Consider the following 12,723-nt stretch of genomic DNA (forward strand, 5'->3'; position numbering starts at 1 on the left):
GCCTTTATCAAGGTTATCTTTAGTATTAGTTCCTTTATTAGCTACTTCTGTAACTATTACACTACCTTCTTCTGCACGCTTACCTGTTTGAAGACTTGTGTGGCTTAATTCATTTGCTATTGAAGCATTTTCATTTGAGATATCTTTTGCTTGTGCTATTAGAATTCTTACTTTTTCTAAGAATATATTAATAGCTTTACAAGCTTGAGCTATTTCATCATTACCTTTATCATCTAGCTTTTTAGTTAAATCTCCATCTCCACTGCTAAGTTCGTTTGATTTAGCTGTTAGATTATTTAGTGGGCGAGTGATTTGGAATTTTACGAAGATAATCATTAATATTAAAATTATAGCTGCTATAACAACTGCTGCTAATGTAAATTTGTAATTTGAGCTACTAATAACTTCATCAATTATTTTACCTACTTCAGCGATTTCTTGATTTGTTATATCCATATCTATTGTGCAACCATAGATAATATCCATATTTTTATCTTTTTTAGTATAGGTAATGATATTTCTGTTTTTATTAGCTACCTTATCAAAGAATGTAACTTCTGTAAAACCACCACCTGCTAAGCCATTCTTAACAAATTTTTCTACATAGCTTTCGCCTTTAATATCTAAATCTGCTTTTAAATTCTTTCCTACTTTTTCTGGTTGATAATGAACTAAATAAGTTCCATCTGAATTAACAGCAAAAAATCTAATATTTGTGCTATCTAAATTCATACCTTGAAGATATTCAATTGTGCTTTCAAGTGCATCTTCAGGTCCATCTCCGGCTTTTACGAAGTCTTTAAATAATTTTTCAGAAAAATTATAAAATCCAAATACAATGCTTTTTGCAGCACTTCTAGCATCTTTTACTGCTAATTCTTCTACTGTTTTAGTTGTTACATCGTCAATTTCTTGCATTCCTTTGTTAGAAATAAATATTAGGCTAATACCTAAGATACACAAACTAATCAGTATACATAACGAAAGTTTTGTTGAAATTTTCATTTCATCTCCTTTTTCATTGAAAATTAAATCATTAATTTAAACATAATTTTGTTAAAAGTAGATTAAATTATAACAATATTACCTTAGCAAGTAATAAAAAGCTAAAAAACCCTAAAGCATCGGTGGTTGCTGTTAGTAAAACTGCACTACCTAGTGCAGGGTCAAATCCACATTTTTTTAATACCAAAGGTATTAATGAGCCAATTAAACCTGCAAAACCTAAATTTAAAATCATTGATATAAATATCACAAGGCTTAGCATTGGGATTGAAAACCAAAAATACGCAACAGCTCCTAACACAATGGCAAAAATCGTTGCGTTTGAAAACGAAATAGCAATTTCTCTTAATAATATATGTTTTGAATTCTCATAACTTAATTCACCTAAAGCAAGTTTTCTAATAGTTACTGCAAGTGCTTGTGAGCCAGTATTTCCACCCATTGATGCAACTATTGGCATTAAAGCTGCAAGTGCTACTAACTTTTCTATTGCATCAGAAAACATTGCGATAACATGGGCTGAAATTAGCGAAGTAATTAGATTTACAATAAGCCATTTAGCCCTACTTTTAGCTGCTTTTATAGTATTTTCATCTTCGCTATCAATATCTCCAACCCCTGCAAAGTTATACATTTGCTCTGTTGCATAGTCTTGGATTAAGTCGTGTATATCATCATAAGTTATTCTTCCTAATAATTTATTATTATTATCAACTACAGCAATTACACTTAAATCATAGTCTTGAACCATAGAGATAGCATCATTTATAGTGTCATAATCTCTAATAAAATGTAAATCTTTTGCTAAATCTTCATTTTTATCTAGAATTTGCTGAAAAGTATCTTTAAATTCATATAAAATTAAATCTCCTACATGCAAACTATAAATTAATTTTTCATTCTCATCGGTTATAAAAAGTTGGATTATATGTTCTATTTCTTCGCTTTTTTTAAGCTCTTTATATTTGCTAATAGCACTTTCTAGAGTATCACTAAGCTTTGCGGTAAAAATCTCTGTTTGCATATAAGCACCAGCTTTTTCATCATCGTAGCGTTTTAAGAATAAAATATCATCTTGTTCGTCTTTACTAAGATTTGAAAAAATTCTATTTGCTTTTTCATCATCAATTTCTTCAATGCTTTGCATTAAATCAGTTGCATCATCGCTTTCTAATTCGCCTAATGCTAAAGCTAATTTTTTGCTTGAAGATAATTTCAAAACATCGCTTAACATATGTTCAGGCATTAGCGTTGCGATATTTCCTAAGTCTTCATCATCAAGACTTTTAATTATGTTTTCATAAGCTTCATAATCATCATTTTTTATTATTTTTAGGGCTTCTAATAATTCAGCGTAGCTAACATCTTTTTCATCTAAAAAATCTTGTATTATTTCAAAAGCTACTGCTGTATTTTTCATATTTTAATTAAGCTCCACAATATTTTCAAAATTCTCTTCTTTTATAGGAGTTATTTTACTTTCTAATATATGCTTAATTTCACTTATATATTCTTTAGTTATTAAATCAAATTTTTGCTTTTCTTTGCCTACTAGACCATCTTTTGCAACTCTAACAACTGTTGCTGGGTTAATTGCTGCATTGTTTTTATACATACCAAAATGTAAGTGCGGCCCTGTGCTAAGACCTGTAGTTCCTACATAGCCAATTACTTGACCTTGTTTTACACTATCTCCTATTTTATATTTACCAAATTTGCTTAAATGTGCGTATAAAGTCATATAGCCACTTGAGTGATTTACTTGAACTACATTTCCATATCCGCCTTTTACTCCTCTAAACATTATTTTTCCAGCACCTGCTGCTTTTACTGGTGTTCCTGTTGGTGCTGCATAATCTATTCCTAGATGGGCTCTATATTTTTTTAAAATAGGATGAAATCTTCCTGGGTTAAATGGAGAACTAATTCTAACATTTCCAACAGGCAATATAAAAGTATATGTTTCTAATTGTTTTCCGTTTTCATCGTAAAAATCATTATCTCCATATTTAAATATATAATAAGGCTTTTTATTGACTTCAATCATAGCTGATTTTATATTTGCATCTCCATAAATTCTACCTAATCTTCTTTTTTGAGAATAAACGATTACTACCCTATCATCTTTTTTCATTCCTGTATAATTAATTGTTCCTGCATATGCTCTAAGTAGAGCGCTTGCTAATCTAGAGTTTTGAGTATTGTCTATAATATCTTGATATACTGATTTATTTATTTTAAATGTTAAACTTGTTTCTTCAACTTTATAAGTAATTGGAGTAAATGTTATAGCATATTTATCTTCTAAATCCTTATATATTTGTATTTGTAAAGTTTCGCTTATTGGTATTAAAATTTGCTCTATATTATCATTTTCATCTCTTAATATTTGATATTTAACCCCAGCTATAATTTCTGCTGTTAGTTCTTTATCTTCTTTATCAAGATTATGATATATGCTTAATGGAATTTGATTTTTTTGTAAGAAAAATAAAAAACTCTCGCCTCTTTCCCATATTAATTCTTCCATTTTTAATTCTTTTGAGAATAAATTTAAACTTAAAAAAATAGATAAAACTAATATGATTTTTCGCATTATTTTCCTTTAAAATATGATAAAATTTCCAAAATAAGGCAGACATTTTACTTTTTTTTGCTTATAATTTAGTAATTTAATTTTAAAGGGATAATATGTTTAAGAAAACTTTTATTTTAATATGCTTTTCGGTTTTTGCATTTGCTAATCAATTTATAAATGCTGTTATTGACAAGATTGATAATGGCTATGCTTATGCTCATATAGTTGATGCAAAATATGATGAAAATAATTTAAAAAATGGCGCTATTGTTATTAAAGATATTGGAGAATATTCTATAATTGTTGCTAGAGCTAGTTTTGTAAATAATGAGAACAATAATATTAAATTAGAGTTATATACATTTTCTGATTTAAAACAAGATGCTTTACCATTACCTATATTAACTCCACAAATAGGCGATAGAGTAATTTTTAATAATTATATTGAGCATACATTATTAATAGCTCCTAGTCAAAAAATATATGATAGTATTAAAAATAAATATAACAATTTTATATATTTTGATACTAATGTTTTAGCAGCGAATTTATACGCTAAAAAACAACTAACTCCAAATAGAAATGATTTAAGAGAATTTTGTAGAACTTGGGCTATTGGCAGTGTGATGGTTGCATTAAAAAATAACTTATATTTATATGAATGTTCTTCTTTAAAGAAAATAGCTGAATTGGATAATAATTTAGAATATAATCAAATTGATGAAATAAATTTTTATTCAAATATTTCTAAGCAATTAAGCAAAACAACAGATTATTTTTCATATTATAACAAGCTATTTAAAGAAAAGGAATAATAATTGCTTTGAAGCAATTAAATAATTATTTAAAGGAAAAATCGTGAAAAGATTAGGCACCATCGCTTTAGCTATATTTATTTGTGCTTGTGTTCCACAAAAAAAAGAAACAACAGTTCAAGTAGAAAATAACACTCAAAAAACAGCTTATAAAAAAGCAAGTTATCAAGAGCCTGTTTTAAGTCCTGAAGAAGAAGCAGTAAGACTTATGATTTTTAGTTCGGTAGGAGAGGGAATTCCACCTCAAAACACAGTTTCGCAAGCTCAAGCATTAGCACTTGCAAAAAGAGCAGCATTAGCTGATGCTTATCGTCAATTAGCTGGCAAACTTTATGGGGTTAGAGTAAATTCTAGAGAAAATGTAAAAGATGCAATGCTTAGAAGCTCGTTAATTACAACATATGTTAATGGACTTATTAAAAATGCAAACATTACCGGAGAAGGATTTAAAGATGGTCTTTATACGGTTGAATTAGAATTAAAAATTGATAAATATAAATGGAACGAATTGTTCTCATATTAATTAGCTTTTTAGGATTATTAAACGCTGCAAATCCTGATTATATATTTTGGGCTAGATTAAGTACTACTAATCTAGTCCTAACTAACGAAGAATTTCACTTAAGTAGAGCAATGAGTATTGATAAAAAAGCAAGGTATACTTATGTTTGTGAGATTAATGCTACAAAGTCTAATATTTATGATAGTTTAAAAGACCAACAAACAAATTTAATAGATTGTGTTAATAAAGCGATAGTGAGTGAATATGTTGATGTCAATAATTTTAAAGCAAGTATAAAAACTCATTTAAGATTATTGCCAATTTATTTTAAAGCAGAACTTGCTCAAGGTAAAATATTGATTTACACAAAGGATAAGGTATGAAAATAGCCATAGTTGAAGATGATATTAATATGAGAAAATCCTTAGAATTATCATTAAGTGATGATTATGAATTAAAAACTTATAAAAATCCAATTGATGCTTTAAAAGAATTAGATGATAGTTTTGACTTAATAATAAGTGATATTAATATGCCTAAAATGGACGGACTTGAGTTTGTAAAAACAGCTTTAGAACAAAAAATTAGTGCTGAGTTTATAATTATTACAGGAAATGCAACTTTAAATAAAGCAATTGAAGCACTAAGACTTGGAGTAAAAGATTTTTTAACAAAGCCATTTGATTTGGATAAATTATATGAAGCAATAAATAGAGCAAAAATTATTAGAGAAAAAAAAGCTAATAAAATCAAAAAAGAAATTCCAGTAAAACAAAATGGATTTTTAGGTTCATCAAAAGAACTTGAGAATTTAAAAACAATAGCTTTAAAAGCAGCTAAAACAAATGTCAGTGTATTTTTAAGCGGTGAAAGTGGAGTTGGTAAAGAAGTATTTGCAAAATTTATTCACGAAAATAGTAAAAGAGCAAATAAGCCTTTTATAGCTATTAATATGGCTGCTATCCCTGAAAATTTAATAGAGAGTGAATTGTTTGGATATGAAAAAGGAGCTTTTACAGATGCTAATTCTAGTAAATTGGGCTTATTTGAGTTAGCTAATGAAGGCACTTTATTTCTTGATGAAATAGGCGAAATGAGTGCTAGTATTCAAGCTAAGTTATTAAGAGTTTTACAAGAAAAAACCATACAAAGATTAGGTGGCACAAAATTAATTAATATAGATGTAAGAATTATAAGTGCTAGTAATATAAACATACAAGATAATATTAAAAATAATAAATTTAGAGCAGATTTATTTTATAGATTAAATACAATTATGCTAGATATTTTGCCTTTAAGACAAAGAAAAGATGAAATAATAGAAATTGCTAATGCTACTTTAAATAGAATTTGTAATGAGTATGATTTAGGGGAAAAAACTTTTAGCAAAGAAGCTATAAAAGTATTAAATGATTATAATTATCCTGGAAATATAAGAGAATTGATTTCCATTGTTGAAAGTGCTGCAATTTTAAGCGATGAAAATATAGTAAAAGATAGTGATTTAAGGCTTAATTTTACTAATAATAATAAAAATAATATAAATGACTTAGAATTTGAATTAATTAAAGAAGCTTTAAAGCAAGAAAAGGATATAAAAGCAGCTTCTAAATTAATTTCAATGAGCGAAAAAGTTTTTAGAGAAAAAATGCAAAAATACAATTTAGGAGAGTGAAATGAAAAATATTGCAATCATTGGTGCAACAGGTGCTGTAGGCGAAGAAATATTAAATGTATTAAATGAATACAATTTTCCAGTAAAAGAACTAAGATTATTAGCTAGTAAAAATAGTGCTGGTAAAGAGATTGTATGGCGTGATGAAACTTATGTTATAGAAGAATTAGATGAGCATAGTTTTGATGAAGAAGATGTTGATATAGCATTCTTTTGTGCGGGTGGAAGTATAAGTGAAAAATATGCAAAAATTGCAGCAAATAAAGGTGCTTTGGTTATTGATAATACAAGTTATTTTAGAATGATGAATGATGTGCCTTTAATAGTGCCTGAATGTAATCCTGGTGATTTTGAAAAACATAAAGGAATAATTGCAAATCCAAATTGCTCAACCATTCAAATGGTGCAAGTATTAAAACCACTTGATGATGTATTTGATATAGAAAGAGTTGATGTTAGCACTTATCAAGCGGCAAGTGGAGCAGGGAATTTAGGTATGAGTGAGCTTATGGAAGGTCTTCAAAAAGTATTTGCTTTTGAAGAAATTAAACCGTCAAAATTTACTTATCAACTAGCATTAAATCTAATTCCACAAATTGATGTATTTACTGATAGCGGCTATACAAAAGAAGAGCTAAAAATGGTAAATGAAACTCAAAAAATTATGAATAAAAAAATGCAAATTAGTGCTACTTGCGTTAGAGTGCCAGTGCTTAGAAGTCATAGCGAAAGTATTACAATTACTTTTAAAAATAATGTAGATTTAACAAAAGTAAGAGAGATTTTAAGTAAAGCTCCAAGCGTTGTATTGATGGATAATCCAAATACAAAAGCACATAATGAAGATAGTGAAAATGAAGAGTTACGCTATCCAATGCCTTTATTTACAAGCAATACGAATGAAACTTATGTTGGTAGAATTAGAGTTGATTTAAATAACCCTAAGATTTTACATTTATGGTGTGTAGCTGATCAAATTCGTGTTGGAGCAGCAACTAACGCAGTAAGAATTGCTTTATTATCTTTATAAAATTACTTAAAACTAAGAATTTAAATTCTTAGTTTTATTTTTGTTCGCTAAATTTTGATTGTTTAGCATTCATAATTCTTACATTAAAATGTATTGAATTACCTATAAAATTATCTTTAAATAATCTATCTTTTTTGTTTGAATATAGCTCGTGATAGTAGTAATCTAATCCAACGCTAGTTGAATAAGCTATCCAGTTATAAGCTATTTTTTGCCCTAATAAATCATTTATATACTCTATTTCTTCATCAATTTCGCCTATCGAATTAGCAAAATAAAACATAGACCTTTCGTTTTCTTGGCTTAGGTTTAAAAACATAGGATGATAATTAATTTGAGTGCTTAAATATTTATTCGGTCTAATACTTAAAGCTCTTATTTGTGTTGCCAAAAGAGTTGTTTTTACTAATGGTATATTAAAAAATACGCTAGAATTATTTAATTTCCAAGCATCACTTAAAGCCGAATTTACATTTAGATTTTTCTTTTCAATAGTTTTAAGAGAAATTATATTGCTTTGTTCTCTTATATTATCAGTTATTTTACTTGCTAGTAAGCTATCATCTTTAAATACAGCGATTTTATTATTTGAAATATTTATTAGTTTTGCAACTTGTTCTTGATAATCTATGCTACCAAATGTAAAATTAGAATTTACATTATCAAAATCACTAGATTTTGCTAATGGATTAAATACTGCAATATTTGTAATACTTTTGTTTAATACATTAATGCCGTTTTTTTGAAATCCTGTAATAATTAGTGAATAATCGTGTAATTGGCTTATGATAGGAGCTATATTAGCTTCACTTTCATCTCCTGTAAAATATACTTTCATATATACATTATCATTTTGTTTCATAAGATATGCAAGTGCAGGAGAAATTATATTACTAGAATAAGATTTTACAACTTTTTCTGGTATAACTAAAGCTATTTTAATTGTGTTTAATTGTTGTTTTTTAGGTAAATCAATATATTCAATTCCATTAAGAAGTTTTACATAAATGTTATTTAGTTTTTCATCATTAGAATTAAATCTTGTTATGTAGCTTATGTAAAGACCTTTGTATAATAAGTCTTTTAGACATTCATCAGAGCATTTTTCTTTTTCGTAATTAACATAAAAAACCTTTGCTGGCTCAATTTTGACTAATTCTTGTTTGGCAGCAATAAGATTTGAGCATATTAACATTGTTGTTAATAATTTTTTCATAATTATTCCTTTATTTTTTTTAAGTTATTTATAAAATCATTTTCATAACTTGGATTTTTTTTAATAAAGCTAAAGCTGTAATTTAGCAAAACTTTTCTTTTTTTACCATAAAAGTCATAAAAAATAATATCTCCAATATTAAAATTTGATAATTGTAATATATTTTTTAAATTTTCTCCTAATAAAATTATAATATTTGCTTCACTTTCTAAAAGTTCATTTAAAAAATACTGATAGCACTTTAAAATATTTTCTTGTTTATATTGATTTGAGCATTTTACTATATTTGTAATATATACATTATTTAAATTAAGATTTAAATTCTTGCTTAAAATACTATTAAAATATTCAGCATCATTGTCATTAAAACCAATATCGCTTAGTATGAAAATATTTGATTTAATTACTTTATTTGTATAAAAATTATTTTTACTTTTGTATAAATTGCATAATTTGCAATTTTTTATATCTTTTATATTGTAGTTTTTATTAACGCTTAACTTATCGTTGTAAAAGGAAAATCCGAATAATTTTAAGTAATGTAAATATGTATTTTTATCCATAAAATTTATTTTATATCAAAAATACTTAAAAATAATTAAGTTATTTGTGATAGAATATGCGTTTAATTTTTTTATTTAAGGAAGAAAAATGCCAAAAAGAACTTATCAACCACACAATACACCTCGCAAGAGAACTCACGGATTTCGTGTAAGAATGAAGACTAAAAATGGTCGTAAAGTAATCAATGCAAGACGCGCAAAAGGTAGAAGAAGATTAGCAATCTAAAGGAATTTTCTAGCATAAATGATTCTAAAGATTTTGCTAGACTTTATAAAATTGGTTCAAAATGGTTTGCTAAAAACTGCGTTATTTATCACGAACCAAGCGAAGTTAAAAAAATTGCAGTAATCGCAAGTAAAAAAGTAGGATGTGCTGTTGTAAGGAATAGAACTAAAAGATTAATAAGAGCTATTTTTTTACAACTTTATCCAAATATAAGTAGCGGTTATTACATATTTGTAGCAAAAAAAGGTTTTAGTGATTTAGGTTATTTTGAATTAGAAAAGAATATTAAGTGGAGTCTTAAAAGGTTGGGGTGTTTAAAGGAATAAAATGTTTAGGTATTTAGCTGTTAAATTAGTTGAATTTTATAGATATTTTTTAAGTCCTTTAAAGCCTAAATCTTGTAGATATTATCCAACTTGCTCTCAATATGCGATTATTCAACTTCAATATAATAATTTTTTTAAAGCACTTTTTTTAACAGCTTTAAGAATTTTAAAATGTAATCAATTATTTGTAGGTGGTTTTGATTATCCTATAATTAAAATTAAACATAAACCTATTATGCTTTTTACACATCAAAATAAGATAAAAAAACTTAAAATGATTTTTGTTCCAAAAGATAAACAATTTTATTATATAGTAAAAGTAATATTCAAATAAAGGAAAAATATGTTTGATAATATGTCTCAACAAAAAAGGATTATAATTGCTGTAGTTTTATCTATGGTTTTTTTTATAGGTTATGATTTTTTAATCCCTAAACCAGTTGTTACTAATACTCAACAAATTCAAAAGCAAGAAGTTAGTAATATACAAACAAAAACTCAAAATATCGGAGATATTAAAGCAATAAAAACAAATAATATTATTGCTAGTGTTAATAATGAGCATTTTGATGTTCAAATCAATGAAAATGGAGAAATTAGTAGTTTTATTTTAAAAGATGAAAGATTTTTAAATGAAACAAATGAAGCTATTAATTTAGTTGATAAAAATACTACTTTATATCCTTTATCTATGGTTTTTTATGATAGTGAATTTAATAAAGAATTTAACAATACAACTTTTAAAGCAAATAAAAGTAGTGTAAATATTGGTGAAGAGCTAGTTTTAAGTAAAGATGTAAATGGTGTAATTGTTAATAAAATTATAACATTCAAAGAAAATGGTTTTTATCAAGTAAAAATTACTTTTAGTGATAATAAATTAAGAGATTATGTTATTACTCCAGGTGAGCGTCCGAATGTTTTAGCAGATACTTTAACAGTTCATGGTGCTATGATTTACAAAAATGATGATACTAAAGTAGATTATGAAGATGGAGATATAAAATCAAATGATGAAAGAGTTGAAACTGATTCTATAATAGCTGCATTTTCTGATAGATACTACACAAGCACATTTTATAATTTTGAAAAGCCATTTAAGGTAGTTGTTAAAAATCACAAAGATTTATCAGTTGGTTATGTTGTAGCTAGTGGTAATGATACATTTAATGCTTATATTGGTCCAAAAGAGCATAAAATTTTAGAAGCTGTTAATGAAAAACTTACAAATGTGGTTGAATATGGTTGGTTTACTTTTATTGCTAAACCAATGTTCACATTTTTAAGTTTTATATATTCACATGTAGGCAATTGGGGTTGGTCTATTGTTATTCTTACGATAGTTGTTAGAATTTGTCTTACATATCCAACTTATAAAAGTATGGTTTCTATGCAAAAATTAAAAGTTTTAGCTCCAAAAATTAAAGAAATTCAAGAAAAATATAAAGGTAATCCACAAAAAATGCAAATGCATATGATGGAGCTTTATAAAAAACATAAGGCAAATCCATTAGGCGGATGTCTACCAATATTAATTCAAATTCCAATATTTTTTGCAATTTATAGGGTATTATTAAATGCTATTGAGCTTAAGGCTGCTCCTTGGGCTTTATGGATTAATGACTTAGCAATACATGATCCTTATTATATTTTACCAATTTATATGGGTGCTACTATGTTTTTACAACAAGTTATAACTCCTATGACTATACAAGACCCTACACAAGCTAAGATTATGAAATTTTTACCTTTAGTATTTGTGATATTTTTTATAAATTTCCCAGCAGGTCTTACATTGTATTGGTGTGTAAATAATACATTTTCACTAGCTCAACAATGGTTTGTAAATAAAATTTTTGCTAATAAAGAAGGAAAAAATGCAAATAGTTGATAGAACACTAGAAGGTGCTATTGATAGAGCAATTAAGGAAACTAATTGCTCTATTAGAGAATTAGAGTATGAAATAATTCAATTGCCAAAAGCTGGTTTTTTAGGTTTTTTTAAAAAAGATGCAATAATTGAAGTAAAAGTTAAGAAAAAAATTGAAATTAATATTATTGAAGATATTGCAAAAGATTTAAAAAATTTATTTTGTAGTGAATATTTTGATGTAAGAGATGTTGTGGTAACTCCAGCTAATGAAAATAGTGTAAATGTAGAATTTATTGCAAATTCTTATGAAAGTTTAATAGGAAAAGACGCACATAAATACAAAGCACTAGATACTATTGTAAATCATCTAATAAACATTAAATACAATCTTCACGCAAGAGTTGAGATTTGTGGTGTTCTTGCCAAATTAAGAGAAAATCTTGAAAAGCATTTAAGCGAAGTAAAGACAAAAATTGATGAAGTGGGTAAGGCTCAAACAAGACCATTAGAAACAAGTTTATTAAATCTAGTATATGAAGAATTATTAAAAGAATTTTCTCATAAAAATATAGTTATAAAAGATAGTTCTTTAGGAAGATACATTGCAATTTATGGAGAATTTAAAAAACAATGAATAGCACAATAGCAGCACTTGCTAGTGCTAGTGGAAATGGTGCTATTAGTATTATTAGATTAAGTGGGGAAAAAGCTTTAGAAATAGCATCAAAATTATTAAGTCAAAAAAACGCAGAAAAATTAAAAAATAATCCCCGCTATGCTCACTTTTTTAAACTATTTTACGAAAATGAATTTGTTGATGAAGGCATTATAATTTATTTTAAAGCCCCTTTTTCTTTTACTGGTGAAGATTGCGTAGAGTTTCAAATTCACGGCGGTTTTACAAACGCACAAAA

General features: G+C 26.6%; 14 protein-coding genes and 2 pseudogenes. 11 read left to right on the forward strand and 5 right to left on the reverse strand.

Annotation, left to right across the window (positions count from 1 at the left end):
• The 3 genes from AVBRAN9334_RS09645 to AVBRAN9334_RS09655 all read right to left on the reverse strand — a co-directional run.
• A partial coding sequence (locus AVBRAN9334_RS09645) for a cache domain-containing protein (protein ID WP_336607692.1) occupies positions 1 to 1,005 on the reverse strand: 1,005 nt, incomplete at its 3' end.
• 67 nt (positions 1,006 to 1,072) lie between these two features.
• Positions 1,073 to 2,425, reverse strand: a complete 1,353-nt coding sequence (locus tag AVBRAN9334_RS09650; RefSeq protein WP_336607693.1) for a magnesium transporter — start codon at positions 2,423 to 2,425, stop codon at positions 1,073 to 1,075.
• Positions 2,426 to 2,428: 3 nt separating this feature from the next.
• Entirely contained in the window at positions 2,429 to 3,601 is a 1,173-nt protein-coding gene (locus AVBRAN9334_RS09655; protein ID WP_214116477.1) for a peptidoglycan DD-metalloendopeptidase family protein, read from the reverse strand.
• Positions 3,602 to 3,696: 95 nt separating this feature from the next.
• Here AVBRAN9334_RS09655 and AVBRAN9334_RS09660 point away from each other — a divergent pair, with 95 nt between their 5' ends.
• The 5 genes and pseudogenes from AVBRAN9334_RS09660 (at position 3,697) to AVBRAN9334_RS09680 (ending at position 7,605) form a co-directional block, all read left to right on the forward strand.
• Positions 3,697 to 4,398 (forward strand): plasminogen-binding N-terminal domain-containing protein, encoded by a 702-nt coding sequence (locus tag AVBRAN9334_RS09660; protein ID WP_214116480.1) that lies wholly within the window; start codon positions 3,697 to 3,699, stop codon positions 4,396 to 4,398.
• Positions 4,399 to 4,612: 214 nt separating this feature from the next.
• Positions 4,613 to 4,921: pseudogene (locus AVBRAN9334_RS10260) on the forward strand (lipoprotein required for motility); the annotation flags it as partial.
• Positions 4,897 to 5,283 carry a hypothetical protein gene (locus AVBRAN9334_RS09670; RefSeq protein ID WP_214116482.1) on the forward strand — a complete coding sequence of 129 codons (387 nt, stop codon included), beginning with the start codon at positions 4,897 to 4,899 and terminating at the stop codon, positions 5,281 to 5,283. The pseudogene AVBRAN9334_RS10260 and the gene AVBRAN9334_RS09670, both read left to right, overlap by 25 nt.
• Positions 5,280 to 6,575: a sigma-54-dependent transcriptional regulator gene (locus AVBRAN9334_RS09675; protein ID WP_336607695.1), complete on the forward strand. Its 1,296-nt coding sequence runs from the start codon at positions 5,280 to 5,282 to the stop codon at positions 6,573 to 6,575. Before AVBRAN9334_RS09670 ends, AVBRAN9334_RS09675 begins: the two co-directional genes overlap by 4 nt.
• A gap of 1 nt (position 6,576) precedes the next feature.
• Complete coding sequence (locus tag AVBRAN9334_RS09680; protein ID WP_214116494.1) at positions 6,577 to 7,605, forward strand: aspartate-semialdehyde dehydrogenase; 1,029 nt, start codon at positions 6,577 to 6,579, stop codon at positions 7,603 to 7,605.
• A gap of 34 nt (positions 7,606 to 7,639) precedes the next feature.
• Here the strand turns inward: AVBRAN9334_RS09680 and AVBRAN9334_RS09685 are convergent, their stop codons facing one another.
• Positions 7,640 to 8,821: a hypothetical protein gene (locus AVBRAN9334_RS09685; protein WP_214116496.1), complete on the reverse strand. Its 1,182-nt coding sequence runs from the start codon at positions 8,819 to 8,821 to the stop codon at positions 7,640 to 7,642.
• Positions 8,822 to 8,823: 2 nt separating this feature from the next.
• Positions 8,824 to 9,384, reverse strand: a complete 561-nt coding sequence (locus AVBRAN9334_RS09690; protein ID WP_214116498.1) for a uracil-DNA glycosylase family protein — start codon at positions 9,382 to 9,384, stop codon at positions 8,824 to 8,826.
• Positions 9,385 to 9,472: 88 nt separating this feature from the next.
• Here AVBRAN9334_RS09690 and rpmH point away from each other — a divergent pair, with 88 nt between their 5' ends.
• The 6 genes and pseudogenes from rpmH to AVBRAN9334_RS09720 all read left to right on the forward strand — a co-directional run.
• Positions 9,473 to 9,610: a 50S ribosomal protein L34 gene (gene rpmH / locus AVBRAN9334_RS09695; protein ID WP_214116499.1), complete on the forward strand. Its 138-nt coding sequence runs from the start codon at positions 9,473 to 9,475 to the stop codon at positions 9,608 to 9,610.
• Entirely contained in the window at positions 9,598 to 9,936 is a 339-nt protein-coding gene (gene rnpA, locus AVBRAN9334_RS09700; protein ID WP_275592001.1) for a ribonuclease P protein component, read from the forward strand. Before rpmH ends, rnpA begins: the two co-directional genes overlap by 13 nt.
• Position 9,937: 1 nt before the next feature.
• Positions 9,938 to 10,270, forward strand: coding sequence for a membrane protein insertion efficiency factor YidD (gene yidD / locus AVBRAN9334_RS09705; protein WP_214116501.1), 333 nt, complete (start codon positions 9,938 to 9,940; stop codon positions 10,268 to 10,270).
• A gap of 9 nt (positions 10,271 to 10,279) precedes the next feature.
• Positions 10,280 to 11,827: a membrane protein insertase YidC gene (gene yidC / locus AVBRAN9334_RS09710; protein WP_336607696.1), complete on the forward strand. Its 1,548-nt coding sequence runs from the start codon at positions 10,280 to 10,282 to the stop codon at positions 11,825 to 11,827.
• Positions 11,814 to 12,443, forward strand: a complete 630-nt coding sequence (locus AVBRAN9334_RS09715; protein WP_336607697.1) for a Jag N-terminal domain-containing protein — start codon at positions 11,814 to 11,816, stop codon at positions 12,441 to 12,443. The genes yidC and AVBRAN9334_RS09715 overlap by 14 nt, the downstream gene beginning before the upstream one ends.
• Positions 12,440 to 12,723 (forward strand): annotated as a pseudogene (locus AVBRAN9334_RS09720) (tRNA uridine-5-carboxymethylaminomethyl(34) synthesis GTPase MnmE); the annotation flags it as partial. The gene AVBRAN9334_RS09715 and the pseudogene AVBRAN9334_RS09720, both read left to right, overlap by 4 nt.

Origin of the sequence: Campylobacter sp. RM9334, from assembly GCF_020138145.1 — a bacterium.
Taxonomy (GTDB): Bacteria; Campylobacterota; Campylobacteria; order Campylobacterales; family Campylobacteraceae; genus Campylobacter_E.